The sequence below is a fragment of the Salinihabitans flavidus genome, assembly GCF_900110425.1.
GTDB classification, from domain to species: Bacteria; Pseudomonadota; Alphaproteobacteria; order Rhodobacterales; family Rhodobacteraceae; genus Salinihabitans; species Salinihabitans flavidus.
This window is the reverse complement of record NZ_FODS01000006.1, coordinates 167,241-185,766: the sequence shown is the minus strand read 5'-3', so window position 1 is coordinate 185,766 and position 18,526 is coordinate 167,241. Positions and strand designations below refer to the sequence as shown.

Sequence of the window (18,526 nt, the reverse complement as noted above, 5' to 3'; positions counted from 1 at the left end):
CCCCGCACCGTCGAAACCGGCGGAAAGTCATTCGGCAGCATCCGCCACTGGCACCCGGTCGTCGCCATGTAGAGGATCGCGTCGAACACGTCGCGCAAGCTTGTCGTGCGGGGTCTGCCCGTGGTCTTGGGTGCGGGCATGAAAGGCGCGATCAGTGCCCATTCGGGGTCTGTCAAATCGCTTGCGTATTTGCCACCCGCTCGGGCATGCTGGCGGCGAGTGAGTTCGGTCCAGGCCATCGTGATCTCCGTTCAGCTTTGCAACCGAACAGAAGCACAACCTGCTGAACTCACTCAATTAGTTTCAAATCGGGCTCTAAGCAAGCTGGTCGCGACGGAAATCGCCGGAACGCTGGCTGACTACGGGCTGGAGATGCCGGAGCTTTACATTGAGAACATTTCCCTGCCCCCCGCCGTCGAGGCCGCGCTCGACAAGCGCACCTCGATGGGGTTGGCGGGCGATCTGGGTCGCTACACGCAGTATTCGGCGGCCGAGGCGATGACCAACGCCGCGCAGACGCCCGGCTCCGGCATGGGGGCCGCCATCGGCGCGGGGATGGGCATCGGCATGGCACAGCAGATGATGGGCCAGCAGGCCGGCGCCGCCAGTCCCGGCCCCTGGGGTCCGCGCCCCGAGAGAGCGGCCGCCGCACCGCCGCCCCCGCCGGTGGAACACGTCTGGCACATCGCCGAGCATGGCGAGACGAAAGGCCCCTTCTCGCGCGCCGATCTCGGCCGCATGGCCGGCACCGGCGATCTGCGCCGCGACACCCATGTCTGGACCGCCGGACAGGACGGCTGGAAGCGCGCGGGCGAGGTGACGGAACTGGCGCAGCTTTTCACAATCCTGCCCCCGCCGCCCCCGCCCGGCGCATGATCGGCGCGTCCCTGACCCGCGACCGCCCCGCATGACCCGAACGCCGCCGCCCCCGCCCGTGGAAACCCACCGCTTCGCCTGCGCGCAATGCGGCGCCGATTACCGTTTCGATCCGGTGGCGGGGCTGCTGCGTTGCGATCATTGCGGACATACGCGCGCCATGCCCCGCGATGATGCCGCCGCCCTCCCCGCGATCCGCGAAATGGATTTCCGCGCCGCGCTGGACGCCCGCCTGCCCGAGCAGGAGATCGAAGAGACGCGCGTCGCCACCTGCCCCAACTGCGGCGGGCAGGTGGAGCTTGGCGCCGACACCCACGCCGCCGAATGCCCCTTCTGCGCAACGCCCGTCGTCACCGACACCGGCCTGCACCGCCATATCAAGCCGCGCGGCCTCGTGCCCTTCGCGCTCGATGAACGGGCCGCGCGTCAGGCGATGACCGACTGGCTCGGCCGGCTCTGGTTTGCACCGAACGGGCTTCGGGACTACGCCCGCAAGGGGCGGAAGATGAACGGCATCTACGTGCCCTACTGGACCTTCGACGCCGACACCGCCTCGCGCTATACCGGCCAGCGCGGCGTCGCCTATTACGAGACCCGCACCGTCATGCGCGACGGCAAGCAGGTCACCCAGCAGGTGCGCAAGGTCCGCTGGTCTCCCGCCTCGGGCCGTGTCGCCCGCTTTTTCGACGACGTTCTGGTGCTCGCCAGCCGCGCCCTGCCCAAACGCTTCACCGACGGGCTGGAGCCTTGGGATCTCTCCGCGCTCACCCCCTACCGGCCCGATTTCCTCGCCGGGTTCCGGGCCGAGGGTTATACAGTCCCGCTCGAAGACGGCTATGCCGAGGCGACGGACAAGATGAACCGCGTGATCCGCCGCGACGTGCGCTTCGACATCGGCGGCGATGAGCAGCGCATCCATTCCATCGACACCACCGTGCGCGACGTGACCTTCAAGCATATCCTGCTGCCGGTCTGGACCGCGGCCTACAAATACCGCGGCGCCTCCTATCGCTTCGTGATCAACGGGCAGACCGGCCGCGTGCAGGGCGAACGCCCGTGGTCGGTGTGGAAACTCGCGCTCGCAGCGCTGGCCGCCGCGCTCCTCGCGGGGGCGGTGGGCTATATCATCGCGCAGAACCAGTAAGGGACAGATCATGACCGACCAGCAGGCCCTCACACGGCTGCTCGACACCCGCCATTCGTGCCGCGCCTTCCGCCCCGATCCGGTGCCGCGCCCGGTGATCGAGGCAATTCTGCGCGACGCGGGCCGTGCGCCGTCATGGTGCAATGCGCAGCCGTGGAAGGTCTGGCTGACCTCCGGCGCGGCGACCGACGCATTCCGCGCGGCGATGACCGACGCCTTCGATCACGGCGCCCCCTCGGCCGATTTTCCGTTTCCCGAGCGCTATACCGGCCCGCGACGAGAGCGCCGCCGCCGCTGCGGCTATCAGCTCTATGACGCCGTGGGCATCCCCAAGGCCGACCGCGCCGCCACCGCCCGCCAGATGCGCGAGAATTACCGCTTCTTCGGCGCGCCGCATGTGGCGCTGATCACCAGCGCGGCGGAACTCGGCCCCTATGGCGCGCTCGACTGCGGCGGCTATATCACCGCCTTCTGCCTTTCGGCGCAGGCGCGCGGCGTGGCCAGCGTGCCGCAGGCGGCCATCGCCTTTTATTCGGATGTGGTGCGCGCGCATCTCGGCATCCCCGACGAGGACCGCGTGCTTGCCGCCATCTCCTTCGGGTATGAGGACACGGACCACCCCGCCAACGGGTTCCGCACCGAACGCGCGACGCTGGACGATCTGGTCACCTGGAAGGACTGAACCGGCTGCCACCGGCCATGAAAAGACCCCGGCACACGGGGGCCGGGGCCGCTCTGCGCCCGTGCCGTGTCTCAGCCGCGGTTGATCTTCACCGATTTGGCCGCTTTCGTCTCGGGGCCTTTCTTCGGCACGGTGATGGTCAGCACCCCGTCCTTCAGATCGGCCTTGACCCCCGCCTCATCGGCGTCGGCCGGAAGGCGGAACGACCGGCTGAAGGCGCCATACTGACGCTCCGAGAAATACCATGTCTCGCCCTCTTCCTCGCGCGAGGTCTTCTTTTCCCCCCGGACCGAGACGACGCCATTGTCAACGGTCAGGTCCAGATCGGCATCTTCCACGCCGGGAAGCTCCATCGCGATCTTGTAGGCACCATCATCCGACGATGCCTCCGACGCGGGCGATAGCCAATCGGCCAGCCGCGTGCCCATGCTGCGGAACGGCTCATACAGCGACGGAAAGAGCCCTGCCCCTTGCGATTTCTCAACCATGATTCGATTCCTCCTTGTGCTGACGAGTGAAATCTCGTGAACAGCGGACAGGCTGCACCGCTTTTCACCGCCCGTCATTGATCGGTGTCAACTTCCGCCTTGCCCGGGCGCGCGCGCCGCGTCAGGGTCGCGCCATGCGCCCGATGATCCTGACCTGCGGCGAGGCCGTGATCGACATGCTGCCCGCCACCACCGGCGATGGTCGCCCCTGCTTTGCCCCCGCCTGCGGTGGCGCGGCGGTGAATGTGGCCATCGCGCTTGCGCGGCTGGGCCAGCGGGCGGGGTTCTTCGGCGGTCTGTCCACCGACGCCTTCGGCCGCCTGCTGCGTGACCGGATGGCGGGCGAAAGGGTGGACCTGTCCCGCGCGGCGGTGACGCCCGCCCCCTCCACGCTGGCTTTCGTGCATCTGACGGAGGGTAGCCCGGAGTTCAGCTTCTTCGACGAGGCCAGCGCCGGGCGGTGCCTGTCTCATGCTGATCTGCCCGCGCTCGACGGCGTGGGCGCGCTGGTGTTCGGCGGCATCAGCCTGCTCCGCACCCCCGGCGCGGGCACGTTCGAGGCGCTGATGCAGAGAGCCGGGCCGGAGCGATTGTGCGTGCTGGATGCCAATGTCCGCCCTGCCCTCATCGGCACAGAGGTGGAGGCCGCCTATCGCGCGCGGCTGGCGCGGATGATGGCGCAGGCCGATGTGATCAAGCTGTCGGACGAGGATTTCGACTGGCTCCGCCCCGGCCCGCCCGCCGCGTTTCTTTCGGGGCGCGTGGCGCTTGTGCTGGTCACCCACGGCGCGGGCGGCGCCACCGCCCATTCGCGGCACGGCGCGCTGCACCTGCCCGCGCCGCAGGTGACGGTGGCCGACACCGTGGGCGCGGGCGACAGCTTCCTTGCCGCGGTTCTGGCCTTGCTGAGCGATCGCGGCCAGCTCACGCCACAGGCACTGGCATTGGCACCCGAAGCGGTCTTGCACGACGCGCTGGCCCACGGCATCCGCGCCGCCTCGCTGTCGGTGACGCGCCCCGGCGCCGATCCACCCACCACAGGAGAGATGCGATGAGAGCCCTGCTGCAACGTGTGAGCGAAGCCTCCGTGACCGTCGATGGCGCGGTGATCGGAGAGATCGGCCCCGGCCTCGTGATCCTGCTCTGTGCGATGCGGGGCGATGGCGCGGCGCAGGCCGACAAGAGCGCCGCCAGGATCGCCAAGCTGCGCATCTTCGCCGATGACGCGGGCCGGATGAACCGCTCGCTGACCGACACGGGCGGCGCGGCGCTCGTGGTGCCGCAATTCACCCTCGCCGCCGACACCGCGCGCGGCAACCGCCCCGGCTTCTCCGCCGCCGCCGCCCCGGCCGAGGGGGAGCGGCTTTTCACCCGTGTCTCCGACCGTCTCGCCGCGCAGGGCATCGAGACCGCGCGCGGCCGCTTCGGCGCCGACATGAAGGTGGCGCTGGTCAATGACGGGCCGGTGACCATCTGGCTCGACGTCTGAAGCCGGGCCCGCCCCGGCGGCGCGCCGTGCGGCGCTCTTCTCCATCCTTGCGCTCAGGCCACGCAGGCCCCGGGGCTCTGCCCCGGACCCCGAGGTATTTGACCCGAGAAGACGCAGCAGGAGACCTGCCCTTTCTCTGTTCCCAAAATACTCGAAAAAGCAACGCGCGCCGCGTTCACAGTGGCCTGAACGGGCATGGCGCGGCTTTCGGCACCGACGCGATACCGACGTTTTACCGACGTGATACCGAAACGGGTTTTTTAGCGTTTTCAGCGCGTTAACCCTGATTCGCCGGTTTGGGTGGACAGCACCGCCGCCACCGCCGTTTTCCAGGCGGCATACCGCTCTTCTCGGTGGGCCGTTTGCATCTCCGGTTCGAACCGCCGATCGAGGCGCCAGCCCCGTGCGAACCCGTCCATGTCGGGGTAAACGCCCGCCCGCATTCCCGCCAGCCACGCCGCGCCGAGCGCGGTGCTTTCGGCCACTTCGGGCCGGTCCACCGGGGCGCCGATCACGTCGGCCAGAAACTGCATCGTCCAGTCGCTCACCGTCATCCCGCCATCCACACGCAGCACCTCGCCCGCCGTCGCGACACCCATGTCGGCCTGCATCGCCTCGAGCAGATCGCGGGTCTGGAACCCGACGCTTTCCAGCGCGGCGCGGGCGAACTCCGCGGGTCCCGAATTGCGCGTCAGGCCGAATATCGCGCCACGGCACTCCGGCGCCCAATAGGGCGCGCCAAGCCCGGTGAAAGCCGGCACGAGGATGAGATCCTGGGTTCTGTCGGCGGCCTCTGCCAAGGCCTGCGTCTGCGCGGCCGTCGTGATCAGGCCAAGCCCGTCGCGCAACCACTGCACCACGGTTCCGGCGTTGAAGATCGCGCCTTCCAGTGCGAAAATCCGTTTTCCGTCAATTTGATAGGCGATAGTGGTCAGCAGCCGGTTTTGCGAGCGCACCGCGCGTTCCCCGGTATTGAGAAGCGCAAAGCAGCCCGTTCCATAGGTCGCCTTCATCATCCCGGGGGCAAAGCACGCCTGCCCGATGGTCGCCGCCTGCTGGTCGCCCGCGACGCCGCGAATGGGGATCGGTGCGCCGAACAGTGCGGCCTCGGTGGTGCCGAAATCGCCGGCGCAATCGCACACATCGGCCAGCATCTTATCGGGGATGCCGAACAGGGCGCACATCTCTTCGCTCCACTTTCCCTTGTGGATGTCGAACAGCATCGTGCGCGCGGCATTTGTGGCATCGGTGGCGTGGACCGCGCCGCCTGTCAGCTTCCAGATCAGCCAGCTGTCGATCGTTCCGAAGGCGATCTTCCCCTGCCGCGCAAGGGCCATGCCGCCGTCGATCTGATCGAGAATCCATCTGATCTTCGTCGCGGAGAAATAGGGGTCGAGCAGGAGTCCGGTCACCTCATTCACGCGGGACTCGTGCCCGCCCGCGTGCAGCGCGTGGCAGATGCCAGCGGTCCGCCGATCCTGCCAGACGATCGCGGAGTGGAGCGGCCTTCCGGTCTCACGGTCCCAGAGCACCGTGGTCTCCCGCTGGTTGGTGATCCCGATTCCCGCGATCTGAGCCGCGTTCACGCCGGTCTTGTCCATCACCTCCCGACAGGTTGCCAGAACGCCTTGCCAGATTTCTTCGGGATCGTGTTCAATCCAGCCAGTGCGCGGAAAATGCTGGGTAAATTCCCGCTGGGCGCTGGCCACCGGGCGCATGTCCCCGTCGAACAGGATCGCCCTGCTGGAGGTCGTGCCCTGATCGATCGCGAGGATATGGGTCATGGGAGTCACCCGCTCCGGCCCCGGCTATCGCGCGTCGTCCGTCCATTCCCAGGGACGCGTGAAGGCGCCGAGAACCTCGCTGACCTGCGCATCCTCGCCGGCCCCCGTGCGGTCGATCCGTGCGACCAGCCCGCGTTTCTTGTCGTCAACCACCTCGACAACCCGCGCGGCGAGCCCGGCGTTTTCCAGTTCCGCATTGTAGATACGCGTGATGGCGCGTTTGCGCAGGTCTGGTTTGAACACCTTGCCCACGGCGGTTTTCGGAAGCTCGTCAAGCACCTCCACATGCTTGGGGTGGGCGGCGCGTTCGTGCACATGCACCTTGCAATGGGCCATCAAATCCTCGGCGGCGACCTCCCCACCTTCGACCAGCTCGACATAGGCACAGGGCATCTCGCCGGAATGGGCGTCGGGCTGCCCGATCGCCCCGGCAAACGCCACCGCCGGATGGGCCAGAAGCGCCTCTTCGATCTCGGCGGGGTCTATGTTGTGACCGCCCCGGATAATCAGATCCTTGGCCCGCCCGGTGATCCAGAGGTAGCCATCGCCGTCGATCCGGCCCAGATCGCCGGTGCGCAGGTATTTGTCATGGTAGAACAGATCGCGGTTCTTGTCCGTTTCGGTATAGGTATGGCCGGCATAGACGCCGGGATTGGACACGCAGATCTCGCCCACCTCATCCACTGCGCATTCCACCGGCCCGTCGGGAGACTCGCGATAAATGCGCACATCGGTATGGGGGAAGGGAATCCCGACGGAGCCGACCTTTTTCGTGCCTTCCGGCGGGTTGCACGATACAAGGCAGGTCGCCTCCGTGAGGCCATAGCCTTCCACGATGGTGACGCCGCAGGATGATTCAAACCTCTTGAAAAGCTCCATCGGCATGGGGGCGGAACCGGAAAACGCCTGTTTCACGCTGGAGATGTCAGCATTCACCTTGCGCTGCATCAGCGCCGAAACGGCCGTCGGAACGGTGATGATAAAGGAGATTTTCCAGCGTTCGATCAGTTTCCAGAAATTGTCGAACACCCCGTCGCCGCGATACCCCGCAGGCGTGGGAAAGACCACATGTGCGCCCGACGCAAGCGACGCCATGACGATCACATGCACCGCGAAGACATGGAACATGGGCAGAGGACACATGATATTGTCCTGTTCGGTGAACAGCAGCCGATCGCCCAGCCAGCCGTTATAGATCATCCCGGAATAGAGGTGTTGCGCCACCTTCGGCATGCCCGTGGTGCCGCCGGTATGAAAATAGGCCGCCACCCTGTCGCCAGTGCTGTCGGCGAAATCGAGCGTTGTGTTCTGTTTCTCCAACTCGGTGTGAAAGCTCTTCACGTCGGCGTGGTGGTTTCGTCCGTTCTTCGGTCGGATCAATGGAACGATCCAGCTTTTCGGCGGGGAGAGATAGCGGTTGAGGTCGATCTCCAGCACGGTATGCACATGTGGCGCATGGCGCACGGCCTCGGCCATCTTCTGCGCCACATCCGTCTTGGGAAACGACTTGAGCGTGACCACGACCTTCGCATCGGTCTCGCGCAGGATCGCGCCGATCTGTTCAGGCTCCAGCAACGGATTGATAGGATTGACAATACCGGCCACGGTACCGCCCAGCATCGTGATCAGCGTCTCATTGCTGTTGGGCAACACATAGGCAATCGTATCGGTTTCCTTGACCCCGAGGGAGCGAAAGAGATTCGCCGCCTGAGTGACACGGGTGTGAAGCTCCGCCCAGGTCAGGGTCTCGGCCTTGTCGGTCGGTCCCGACAGAAGTTGAAAGCTGACCGCCGGACGGTCGGGAAAACGGTCCCGTGTGCCTGTCAGAAGTTGATAGAGAGTCGCAGGAAGATCCCGCTCTCCCCATGGCATTTCATTCTCGATCTCGTTTCGGTCTTCGATCGACGCAAAGCTCATTCGGTTTCCCTCCCCGAGTGGCCGGTAGATCAGGCGCCGGCCCGTTTGTGTCAGGATGAAGCGAAATCGCCAGCGGAGCAAGTGCCCTGCCCGCGCCGACGCCGGGTCAAGCCGCGCCGACGCCGGGTCAAGCCGCGCCGAAACGTTGCGTCAAACTTCCAGCCATTTGACGGGACGGAAGCGCGGGCCAATCAACTCCAGACGTCATGCCACCGAGTAAAGAACAGCGTGACAGGGGGGAACGCTTTTTCGACATCCACATTTCAAAGGGATCGCACTCACGCCGCCGCCCCGTCGGTAAATTGCAATCGGGCCAGTCGTGCATAGAGGCCGCCTTCGGCCACAAGTTCATCATGGCGACCCTGCGCCACGATCCGGCCCCCCTCCATGACCACTATTCGGTCGGCCTTTTTCACCGTCGCCAGACGATGCGCGACGATAATGGTGGTCCGCGATTGCGCCAAACTATCCACGGCGTTCTGAACCAGCCGCTCGCTTTCGGCATCGAGGGCGCTTGTCGCCTCGTCCAGAAGCAGAACAGGCGCGTCCCGCAGGATGGCGCGGGCAATCGCAATACGCTGCTTCTGCCCGCCCGACAGCGTGACACCGCGCTCGCCAAGGCGAGAGGCGTAGCCTTCAGGCAAAGCCGTGATGAACTCATGCGCCGCCGCCGCCCGCGCCGCGGCTTCGACCTCGGCATCTGTGGCGCCGGGCCGCCCGAACCGGATGTTTTCAAGTGCGGAGCCGGCAAAGATCATCGGATCCTGCGGCACCAGTGCCAGCGCCTTGCGGAACTCGGCTCGCGTCATGGTGGACAAATCGACCCCATCGAGTGTGATCCGCCCCGACTGCGGATCATGGAAACGAAGGATAAGCTGAATGATGGTGGACTTTCCCGCGCCGGACGGCCCCACAAGCGCCACTGTCTCTCCCGGCTCAATGGTCAGGTTGACCCCATCGAGCGCCGGCACGTCAGGCCGCGAGGGATAGCGGAAACTCACGTTCTCAAAGCCGATTTCACCGCGCACGGGCGACGGCAACGCCACCGGCACGGCCGGATCGGTCACGCTATCGCAGGCGTGCAGCAGGTCCACCAGACGTTCGGTCGCCCCGGCCGCGCGCTGCAATTCTCCCCAGATTTCGGAAAGCGCCCCGACGGCGCCCGCCACCATAACGGAATAGATGACGAACTGTACCAATGCGCCCGGACTCATCATTCCGGCACGCACGTCGTGTGCGCCCATCCAGAGCACTCCGACCACGCCTGTGAAGATCAGAAATATCACGATCATGGTCATGACCGCACGCGTGTTGATCCGCCGAATGGCCGAGCGCAGCGCCTCTTCGGTGACATCCGCAAATTCCGCGCTTGAGGTGGATTCCTGGCTGAAGGCCTGCACCGTCTGCACCGCGCTCAACGATTCGCCCGCATTGCCGGAACTGGCCGCGATCCAGTCCTGATTCTCCCGGCTCAAGGTTCGAAGTCGTCGCCCGAGCACCAGTATCGGCACGATGACAAGCGGCACCAGCAAGAGCACGAGCCCGGTGAGCTTGGCCGAGGTGAAAAGCATCAGCACCAGACCGCCGATGAAGATCAGAACGTTCCGGAGCGCCACAGAAACTGAAGAACCGATCACCGACAGGATGAGCGTCGTGTCCGTTGTGATACGGCTGAGCACCTCGCCCGTCATGATGCGTTCGAAAAACGCCGGGCTCATGCCGATCACCCGGTCGAAGACCGCTTTGCGGATATCGGCGACCGCCTTTTCCCCCAGCCGCGTGACCAGCAGATAGCGCAGTGCCGTACCCACCGCCAGAAGCGATGCGATCGCAAGCGCCGCAAGGAAATACTGATCGAGAAGGCCCGCGTCCTCGGTGTTGAAATTGTCCACCACCCGGCGCACGGCCATCGGCAAGATAAGAGAAACCGAGGCGGTCAGGATAAGCGACAACGCCGACCCGACAACCAGAGCCTTGTATGGCGCCAGAAACGGCCACAAGCTGCGCAAGGCCCCGATGCGACGGGATTTCTCACGTTCGGATTCGGCGGTGTTCACTGTGGGTTGTCTGGCCATGCGCCCCTCATTGGCTGGATGCGGCCTTAGTGGCCCCCTGTGCGGCGGGCGTCAAGCCAGGCAGCCGTCGAGACGTCAGGCAGGGATTGCCGGTATCGAAGGTGCTGGAGCGGGCGACGGGAATCGAACCCGTATCATCAGCTTGGAAGGCTGAGGTCTTACCATTACACAACGCCCGCCCTGCAAAACGTTGAGTAAAACAAGCCCCCGGTGAGGTCAAGCATCATGTGCCCGAAACCTGTCGCCCATCAGCGCGTTCGACCGTGAATGATCGGTCTGCAACTGTGAAGCAATCGTTTTGGCGCATGCCCCGCCCCGCAGGAACGTTCTGTTAACGCAAGATGCCTACAGTCCTGACCAGACCGGATCAGAGAGGGTATGCGTGCGATCATGGAAGAAAGTGCTCTTCAACAGGATATTCAGCCAGACCCGTCGGAAGCGAATGGTGTCCTCACGACGACCGACAATGCCGAGACAGACGCCGGTGCGCGCACACCCGTCCACATGGAATTACCCGGTGAACTGGGCTTCGCTGCGGCAGAGGAAGTGGCAGAAGCCTTCGAACACCTGCGGGATTCGCCGGTGGTGGTGGATGCTTCGAAGGTCAGTCATCTCGGCGCACTCGCGCTTCAGGTGATCCTGTCGGCCTTCCTGCAATGGAGGCGCGACAGCTGCGATTTTCGCATCACCGCAATGTCGGCCGCCTTCGAAGAGGGGCTGACGCTTCTGGGGATCAGCGACGATTTGAAACAGGAGATGGTAAAGACATGAGGCAGAAAATCCTGGCTGTTGACGATTCGCGCACCATGCGCGGTATGCTCGAACAGGCACTGACCACTGCGGGGTACGATGTCGAACTTGCAGAGGATGGCAAACAGGGGCTGGAAAAACTCGAAAACGATAAGCCCGACCTCGCCATCACCGACATCAACATGCCGAGACTCGATGGCTTTGGCTTCATCGAAGGTGTGCGCAACCAGCCGTTCCTTCGCGGGCTGCCAATCCTGGTCCTGACCACGGAAAGCGCGCCGGAACTGAAAGAACGCGCGCGTAGCGCGGGTGCGACGGGCTGGATCGTCAAACCCTTTGACGAGGTCAAGCTGGTTGCCGCCATCCGGCGCGTGCTGGCCTGAGGGGGCAAAGATGAATTCCAAGACCAACCTGCGCGAGCTGTTCTTTCAGGAATGTGAGGATCTGCTCGAATCCCTCACAGACGGCTTTGCCGAACTGGAGCATGACAGCACGGACATGGAGACGATCAACGCCGTCTTCCGTGCTGTTCATTCGATCAAGGGGGGCGCAGGCGCCTTCGGCATGGAAACCCTTGTCGAGTTTGCCCACGCTTTCGAGAACCTGCTCGATGAAGTGCGCGCCGGCGAGAACACCGTGAATCCCGAAATGCTCTCTTTGTTCCTGCAATCGGGTGACCACCTTGCCGATCTGGTTGATGCAGCCCAGAGTGGGACAGAGCCTGATCTCGTGCATGGCGGCGAGCTTCTGGCGCAGTTGCTCACATTGTCAAATGCCGGTGGCGATGCCGTGCCCGCCGCTGGCGGCGCCCCCGAAACCTCTTGCACGAATGAGATTGGAGACGTCGATTTTCAGCCGCTGACCCTGGATCTCGATTCGCCTCTTTCTGAGGGTGAGGAGGCAGGGCCGGTCGTGATGCGCTTTACCGCCCTGAAGGATCTTTATGTCAACGGCAACGACCCGGCATTGCTCTTTCGGGCTCTCGAAGAGATGGGAGATCTGTCCGTCGAGGCAGATCTCACGGCCCTGCGCTCTCTGGCAGAACTTGACTGGGACGAGCCCGCCATCACGTGGACTCTGACGCTCGACACAACCCGAACTGAAACTGAGATCCGAGAGGTTTTCGAGTTCGTGGAGGGGTTCTGCCTCCTCGAATTCCTTTCTGACGATCCCGGCTCCGATACGCCTGTCGATCCGGCGCCCCCCCATTCGGCTGGTCCTGATGCCACCGCACCGGCCAATGCTTCCATGGCAGGTTCTCCAACCGATCAGGATTCGGTCAGGTCGGACGGTCCCACCCGAAAAGCCGCCGGGACCAAGAATACGATCCGTGTCGATCTCGACAGGGTCGAACGGTTGATCAACATCGTCGGTGAGCTGGTCATCAGCGAGGCCATGCTGAGCCAGTCCGTGACCGAAATGAAACTCGACAGCGACAACAAGGTCGGCACGGCGATGGGCCAGCTCAAGCAGCTTTCCAGCCAGCTTCAGGAGAGCGTGATCGCCATTCGCGCCCAGCCTGTGAAGTCGCTTTTCCAACGTATGTCGCGCATCGTGCGAGAGGTGTCACAAACGACTGACAAACCCGCGCGTTTTGCGACCGAGGGCGACTACACCGAGGTCGACAAGACCGTGATCGAACGACTTGTGGATCCACTGACCCACATGATCCGCAATGCCGTCGACCACGGGCTTGAGGACAGATCTGCACGCGCCGCAGCCGGAAAGCCCGAGCAGGGAACCGTAACCCTGTCCGCCGCGCACCGCTCAGGCCGCGTTCTCATCCGGCTTTCCGATGACGGTGGCGGAATCAATCGCGACAAGGTTCGCAGCATCGCCGAGGCTCGCGGGTTGATCTCGCCCGACGCGGAGTTGTCGCAGTCCGAGATCGACAACCTGCTTTTCCTGCCGGGGTTCTCCACCAATGACGAGGTCACGAACCTGTCGGGCCGCGGGGTCGGGATGGATGTGGTCAAGAACGAAATCCAGGCCCTCGGCGGGCGCGTTTCCATCGAATCGGAACCGGGCTGCGGCACAAGTCTCACAATCAGCCTGCCACTCACACTCGCCGTGCTCGAAGGAATGATCGTGGAGGTGGCTGGCGCCACGGTCGTGGTGCCAACCAACATGCTGCGTGAAACTCTACGCGCCGCCGAGGCCACAATCCACGCCATGGGCCCCGGGGATCGTGTTCTCGCAAGTCATGGCGAAATGATCCCGGTGATCGATCTCGGCGCATTTCTCGGCTTTCGGACACCGCCCCAGGATCTCAGCGAGCATACCTTGCTCTTGATTGATTCCGAGACCGGCGCGCGTATTGCCACGGTTGTGGACCACCTGCATGAACAGCGCGAAGTTGTGATCAAAGGACTGGAAAAGAACTATGGCCAGGTTGTTGGCATCTCCGCTGCGACGATCCTCGGCAACGGACAAATCGCGCTGATCGTCGATACCGATCAGCTTTTCGAAAAATCCAGAGCAGTGCAGCCCTCGGCACTGTTCGACAAGGCGATAGGAGCTTGACCCGATGGACCATGCAGAAGCCTTCCAGGGCAATGAACGCGAGATCGTCACATTCCGGGTCTCGGATCAGGAATTTTGCGTCGATATTGGATACGTGCGCGAGATACGTGGCTGGTCCCCGACGACCGTTTTGCCGCATGCGCCCGACTATGTGAAGGGCATGATGAACCTGCGCGGCACGGTGCTGCCGGTTATGGATCTCTCCCTGCGACTTGGCCTTGGCGCCACGGAAGCAACTCCGCGCCATGTGATCATTATCCTGGTGGTGAACGACATGACCGTTGGCCTCCTCGTCGAGGCGGTTTCGGATATTCTGACCGTTTCGTATGAGGACATGAAAGCCACCCCCGACATAGGCTCCACGGAAACGAAGAATTTCGTGGAAGGGTTCTTCACCGTGGACGATCGCATGATCCGTGTTGTCGACGTGACCTGCGTCGTCCCCGCCAATACGGGCGAGCCGCGGTGATAGAGGAGCAGGGCCGCCGGTCGCGCGAGTCCGGCCCGTTTCAACTCACGCCAAGTGAGTTTCGCGCCCTGTCGGAACTTCTTGCGGCCGAAACCGGAATCGAGTTGATCGAGTCGAAGCGCCCGATGGTGGTCTCGCGCCTGTCAAAACGTCTTCGGGCATTGGGCTTGACTGGATTTACGGACTATATCTCGCTGCTTCAGTCACATGACCATATCGAAGAGAAACGTCAGTTTGTTATGGCACTGACGACAAATGTCACCCGCTTCTTCCGCGAAAATCAGCAATTCGAGGATTTACGCTCCAATCTGCTGCCAGACCTGATTGCACAGGCGCGCAAGGGGGGGCGGATCCGGTTCTGGTCGGCGGGGTGTTCAAGCGGCGAAGAACCCTACAGCCTCGCCTTTACCCTGCTCGACCTGTGCCCCGAAGCACCGACTCACGATATCCGCATACTGGCGACCGATATCGACACCAACGTGATCCGACAGGCGCAGGATGGCCTCTATCCCACCAGTGCGATCGCGGGTCTGCCGTATGATTGCGGTGTGCGTCATACAACCGATCATCCGGCGCGCCCCGACCTGGTGGCCGTGTCGCCCGCCGCGCGCCAACTAATCGCATTCCGCGAATTGAACCTGCTTGGCGACTGGCCCTTCCGTGGCCCGTTCGATGTCGTGATGTGCCGCAACGTGGTGATCTACTTCAACAGCGATACACAGGATAGCCTCTGGCCGCGATTTGCGGCGAAGCTCCGTCCTGGCGGCACACTCTATCTGGGTCATTCGGAACGGCTCTCGACAACCGGGCATGCCTATTTCGACGCTGACGGAAAGACCAGCTATACCCGCAACAGAACTCCGGTCGGAGATGTTTCCTCCGGCACGCCAACCGCAGCGAGGGTGACGTCATGAGTACCAAGGACCGACTTCATGTCATGGTGGTGGACGACATGTCGACGAGCCGCGCGTTGATCACGCAGGCGCTCGACGAGATCGGGATCGTCAACTACCGAAGCGAAAATGACGGCGCCGCAGCGATGCGCAGCCTTTCGGCATCCCCGGTGCACCTTGTTATCTCGGACTACAACATGCCCGGTGTGGATGGTCTTCAACTGCTCGAGGCACTGCGCCGCAATAAGGTGACCCAGCGTATTGGTTTCATTCTGATCACCGGGCGGGCCGATCAGGAGATCATAGACAAGGGGCGGAAACTCGCGATGAACAATTTCCTGCGCAAGCCCTTTTCGGTGATCGACCTCAAGGCTTGTATCGAAAAAGTGGTGGGGAAGTTGTGAAGGACAAGGTGATCTCTCCTTTCTCATACGAACAAGGCAGGCAACCACTGGACGCTCTGCTACGTCGGACCGCAGTGGAGGTTCACGGTCTCTCCGATCTGGCACGCCAACTGGATGAGGCACTTGGCACCCTGGCACACACCAGCACTGAATCCGCACCGATCGTTTTGCAGGAGATCGATCTCCTGCGTCAGTCACTGGACGATGTGACGGCGCTCCTGCGTTTCTTCGCGACCGAAACCGACGGCTCCATACAGATCGAAACGCAATCGCTGAGTTCGCTTTTACAGCTTCACGATCTCCGCCATCGCCTGCTGCATGACGGCGCGGCACCGACTCCACGACAACCGGCCGAACCTTCCGGAACACCCCACTTCTTTGACTAAGAGATCGACATCTGCAATCAGTAATTCATCAATATATCAATTGCTTGAGCGTGTATGCCCGGTGTCGCAGCAGCCAAGATCCGCCCCCCGCCATGTGCGGGCCCGCCGGTCCAGTTGGTCACAACCCCCCCTGCGGCCTCTATCAATGCGATCGGAGCGTGGACATCATAGGCATTGAGGCCCGCCTCGATCACGAGATCCACCTGCCCTGCCGCCAGAAGCGCATAGGCATAGCAATCCATTCCATATCGCGTGAGCTGCACCCGCTCCGATACTGCACGGAATGCCACAGCTTCTGTCTGTGATCCGACCTCGGGGAAGGTGGTAAACAGCGTGGCGTCACCCAGATTGCGCACCGCGCGCGTTTTCAAAGGGCGCCGCCCCAACGGGCCGTGCATTTCGGCGTAGCCCAGACCTCCGACAAAACGCTCTCCTATATAGGGTTGATCCATCAACCCGAACCGTGGCCCTGTCGCGTCGGAAAGTGCCACGAGAACTCCCCACGTCGGTGTGCCGCTTATGAACCCGCGCGTTCCGTCAATCGGATCGAGCACCCAGGTCAACCCAGTATCTCCTTCGGTAAAGCCGAGCTCTTCACCCAGGATTCCGTCACCGGGCCGACGTTCGGAAAGAACGTCGCGCATCGCTTCTTCCGCGGCGCGATCCGCGATCGTGACAGGATCGAAGCCGGCGGCATCCTTGTTTTCCATGCCCAGATTCATCTGTCGGAAATATGGCAGAATAACCGCCCCTGCGGCATCGGCCGCCGCACCGGCCACGTCCGCGATTTCTGCTCTGTCGAACCCAACCACGACCGCATCCCCTCACTGGTATGGCATGAGACCCGCCTAGCAGGCCTGGATGGAGCTGACCAGAGCCACGGTCGCCGACCAAATATCCTGTTGGACGAGAAAAATGGGGTCACAGATCCGGAGTCCCGAACTGTGATCGCCTTGTCTCAGCGTGGCGTTGGTGGTGCCTTTCAGGCCACGTCGCTCAGAACGCGGGCAAGTTCGAACAGGCGGCGGCGCTGATTTTCCGGGATTGCGTAGTAGGAGCGCACCAGGTCAAGCGCCTCCTTGTCTCCCATGAGATCGGCCGGAACCGAGGAATGCTGACCGTTTTCCTGTGCATCAAGTCCTTCGAAGAAGAAACTGACCGGCACTTCCAATGCGTCGGCAATATCCCACAGGCGCGAAGCACTCACGCGATTGGCGCCCGTTTCATACTTCTGAATCTGTTGAAATTTAATTCCAACGTGTTCAGCCAGCTGCTGTTGCGTCATCCCGACAAGCCACCGCCGATGACGAATGCGTTTGCCAACATGAACATCCACTGGGTGCGTCATCAAACGACTCCTCTAAACTTGGTTTCCGATCGCATTTGACCGTCGGGTCAGATCCCGCAACACTTATACGAACTCATATCTCACGATCACCGCGCATCCCTACAGCGATCAGTATATATTAGCAGTTCCAATCGCCGGATCAAGTTTATTGAGAAAGTTTGAAGCGCTTCCCTACCTTGGGTTGCTCAATCAGTGCTTGTCCATACGGGTCGCAACTCTCGCCCTAACATGCTGCCAAACCGAAATAATTGTGCATCTTCGCATGCCCGGATATAGAGAGTCGACACAACAGGAAATAGAAATGCGCGCCTACCAGGTCACCAGCTTTAGCATTCCGCCCACGATGGTGGATACGCCGATTCCATCACCGGGAAAAGGAGAGATTCGCCTCAGGATTCATGCTTGTGGTCTCAACTTCGCCGACTTGCTCATGCAGAATGGCACCTATCAAGAAACACCGGAGTTGCCCTTTGTCTGCGGGATGGAAGTGGCGGGCGTTGTCGATGCGCTCGGCCCTGAAACTGACGGACCAGAGGTGGGAACGCGGGTTGCCGTTTTCGGTGGCCATGGGGGGCTTGCGGAGTTCGGGTGTTTCGATGCCGCACGAGCGGTGCCTCTGCCCAACGGAATGCGCTTTGATACGGCCGCCGCCTTCATGGTGACCTACGGCACAAGCCATCTGGCGCTCAACTATCGTGCCCGGATGCAGCCCGGTGAAACCTTGCTGGTGCTGGGGGCGGCAGGCGGTGTTGGCCTTACGGCGGTCGAGATCGGCAAGCTTATGGGCGCCAATGTCATTGCCTGCGCACGCGGGGCGGACAAACTGTCTATCGCGGAAAAGGCCGGCGCCGATCACCTGATCGATTCCGTGACCGACGATCTGCGCACGCGGGTCAAGGCCCTTGGCGGGGCGGATGTGGTCTATGATCCGGTGGGCGGGGATCTTTTCAAGGCCGCCTTCCGGGCCTGCCGTCCCGAAGCGCGCATCTTGCCCATCGGGTTTGCCAGCGGGGATATTCCGCAAATTCCTGCCAATCACCTTATGGTCAAGAACCTGACCGTGATGGGGGTCTACTGGGGCGGCTATCTCGTCTTCAAGCCGCAGGTTGTCACGAACAGCCTGACCACCCTGTTCGACTGGCACAGCGAGGGCAAACTCTCCCCGCATATAAGCCACACCCTGCCCCTCGAACGAACAGACGAAGGCATGGACCTTTTGCGCAGCCGGAAATCCACTGGCAAGGTCGTGATCACCACGACATGAAGCATGTCCCAAGCCAGGGGGACGCAGGTTCGAG

At 62.8% G+C, this 18,526-nt stretch carries 19 protein-coding genes, 1 tRNA gene and 1 pseudogene; 13 read left to right on the top strand and 8 right to left on the bottom strand.

The genetic code is table 11. The annotated features are described in order from the left end of the window. The coding region (locus BMW66_RS07725; protein ID WP_139196135.1) for a transposase at positions 1-239 on the bottom strand (239 nt) is incomplete at its 3' end. Positions 240-315: 76 nt separating this feature from the next. Here BMW66_RS07725 and BMW66_RS07720 point away from each other — a divergent pair. From BMW66_RS07720 to BMW66_RS07710, 3 genes and pseudogenes are all read left to right on the top strand, one after another. Further along, positions 316-876: pseudogene (locus tag BMW66_RS07720) on the top strand (DUF4339 domain-containing protein); the annotation flags it as partial. A gap of 31 nt (positions 877-907) precedes the next feature. After that, positions 908-2,020, top strand: coding sequence for a TFIIB-type zinc ribbon-containing protein (locus BMW66_RS07715; RefSeq protein ID WP_093117119.1), 1,113 nt, complete (start codon positions 908-910; stop codon positions 2,018-2,020). 10 nt (positions 2,021-2,030) lie between these two features. Beyond that, the gene (locus BMW66_RS07710; protein WP_093117117.1) at positions 2,031-2,702 is read left to right on the top strand and encodes a nitroreductase; all 672 of its coding nucleotides are present in this window, start codon (positions 2,031-2,033) and stop codon (positions 2,700-2,702) included. 71 nt (positions 2,703-2,773) lie between these two features. On the opposite strand, the gene BMW66_RS07705 is transcribed toward BMW66_RS07710, so the two are convergent. Next, positions 2,774-3,190, bottom strand: a complete 417-nt coding sequence (locus BMW66_RS07705) for an Hsp20/alpha crystallin family protein (RefSeq protein WP_093117115.1) — start codon at positions 3,188-3,190, stop codon at positions 2,774-2,776. Between the two features lie 134 nt (positions 3,191-3,324). Between BMW66_RS07705 and BMW66_RS07700 the strand changes: the two genes are divergently transcribed. Together BMW66_RS07700 and dtd are read left to right on the top strand one after the other, a co-directional pair. Further along, the gene (locus BMW66_RS07700; protein ID WP_342741855.1) at positions 3,325-4,245 is read left to right on the top strand and encodes a carbohydrate kinase family protein; all 921 of its coding nucleotides are present in this window, start codon (positions 3,325-3,327) and stop codon (positions 4,243-4,245) included. After that, a complete protein-coding gene (gene dtd / locus BMW66_RS07695; protein WP_093117113.1) occupies positions 4,242-4,679 on the top strand; it encodes a D-aminoacyl-tRNA deacylase in 438 nt (145 codons plus the stop codon). The genes BMW66_RS07700 and dtd overlap by 4 nt, the downstream gene beginning before the upstream one ends. A 269-nt stretch (positions 4,680-4,948) precedes the next feature. Here dtd and glpK read toward each other — a convergent pair whose 3' ends face one another. From glpK to BMW66_RS07675, 4 genes are all read right to left on the bottom strand, one after another. After that, complete coding sequence (gene glpK / locus BMW66_RS07690; protein WP_093117111.1) at positions 4,949-6,463, bottom strand: glycerol kinase GlpK; 1,515 nt, start codon at positions 6,461-6,463, stop codon at positions 4,949-4,951. A 24-nt stretch (positions 6,464-6,487) separates the two neighbouring features. Then, entirely contained in the window at positions 6,488-8,380 is a 1,893-nt protein-coding gene (locus BMW66_RS07685) for an acyl-CoA synthetase (RefSeq protein WP_093117109.1), read from the bottom strand. A 278-nt stretch (positions 8,381-8,658) separates the two neighbouring features. Continuing rightward, positions 8,659-10,455: an ABC transporter transmembrane domain-containing protein gene (locus BMW66_RS07680; RefSeq protein ID WP_093117107.1), complete on the bottom strand. Its 1,797-nt coding sequence runs from the start codon at positions 10,453-10,455 to the stop codon at positions 8,659-8,661. Between the two features lie 105 nt (positions 10,456-10,560). Further along, positions 10,561-10,634: transfer RNA gene (locus BMW66_RS07675), tRNA-Gly, on the bottom strand. A 199-nt stretch (positions 10,635-10,833) separates the two neighbouring features. Here BMW66_RS07675 and BMW66_RS07670 point away from each other — a divergent pair. From BMW66_RS07670 to BMW66_RS07640, 7 genes are read left to right on the top strand one after another with little or no spacing between them, the layout of a single operon-like run. After that, positions 10,834-11,226, top strand: a complete 393-nt coding sequence (locus BMW66_RS07670) for an STAS domain-containing protein (RefSeq protein ID WP_093117105.1) — start codon at positions 10,834-10,836, stop codon at positions 11,224-11,226. Then, complete coding sequence (locus tag BMW66_RS07665) at positions 11,223-11,588, top strand: response regulator (RefSeq protein WP_093117103.1); 366 nt, start codon at positions 11,223-11,225, stop codon at positions 11,586-11,588. Before BMW66_RS07670 ends, BMW66_RS07665 begins: the two co-directional genes overlap by 4 nt. A gap of 10 nt (positions 11,589-11,598) precedes the next feature. Continuing rightward, the gene (locus BMW66_RS07660; RefSeq protein ID WP_093117101.1) at positions 11,599-13,728 is read left to right on the top strand and encodes a chemotaxis protein CheA; all 2,130 of its coding nucleotides are present in this window, start codon (positions 11,599-11,601) and stop codon (positions 13,726-13,728) included. A 4-nt stretch (positions 13,729-13,732) separates the two neighbouring features. After that, positions 13,733-14,197 (top strand): chemotaxis protein CheW, encoded by a 465-nt coding sequence (locus tag BMW66_RS07655; protein ID WP_093117099.1) that lies wholly within the window; start codon positions 13,733-13,735, stop codon positions 14,195-14,197. Next, the gene (locus BMW66_RS07650) at positions 14,194-15,111 is read left to right on the top strand and encodes a CheR family methyltransferase (RefSeq protein WP_093117097.1); all 918 of its coding nucleotides are present in this window, start codon (positions 14,194-14,196) and stop codon (positions 15,109-15,111) included. The genes BMW66_RS07655 and BMW66_RS07650 overlap by 4 nt, the downstream gene beginning before the upstream one ends. Continuing rightward, a complete protein-coding gene (locus tag BMW66_RS07645) occupies positions 15,108-15,494 on the top strand; it encodes a response regulator (protein ID WP_093117095.1) in 387 nt (128 codons plus the stop codon). The genes BMW66_RS07650 and BMW66_RS07645 overlap by 4 nt, the downstream gene beginning before the upstream one ends. Next, a complete protein-coding gene (locus BMW66_RS07640) occupies positions 15,491-15,880 on the top strand; it encodes a hypothetical protein (protein ID WP_139196134.1) in 390 nt (129 codons plus the stop codon). The genes BMW66_RS07645 and BMW66_RS07640 overlap by 4 nt, the downstream gene beginning before the upstream one ends. A gap of 17 nt (positions 15,881-15,897) precedes the next feature. Here the strand turns inward: BMW66_RS07640 and BMW66_RS07635 are convergent, their stop codons facing one another. After that, the gene (locus BMW66_RS07635) at positions 15,898-16,692 is read right to left on the bottom strand and encodes an inositol monophosphatase family protein (protein WP_093117091.1); all 795 of its coding nucleotides are present in this window, start codon (positions 16,690-16,692) and stop codon (positions 15,898-15,900) included. Positions 16,693-16,862: 170 nt separating this feature from the next. Next, positions 16,863-17,228: a helix-turn-helix domain-containing protein gene (locus tag BMW66_RS07630; protein WP_093117089.1), complete on the bottom strand. Its 366-nt coding sequence runs from the start codon at positions 17,226-17,228 to the stop codon at positions 16,863-16,865. A 301-nt stretch (positions 17,229-17,529) separates the two neighbouring features. Here BMW66_RS07630 and BMW66_RS07625 point away from each other — a divergent pair, with 301 nt between their 5' ends. Next, the gene (locus BMW66_RS07625; protein ID WP_093117087.1) at positions 17,530-18,492 is read left to right on the top strand and encodes an NADPH:quinone oxidoreductase family protein; all 963 of its coding nucleotides are present in this window, start codon (positions 17,530-17,532) and stop codon (positions 18,490-18,492) included. Positions 18,493-18,526: the final 34 nt, after the last annotated feature.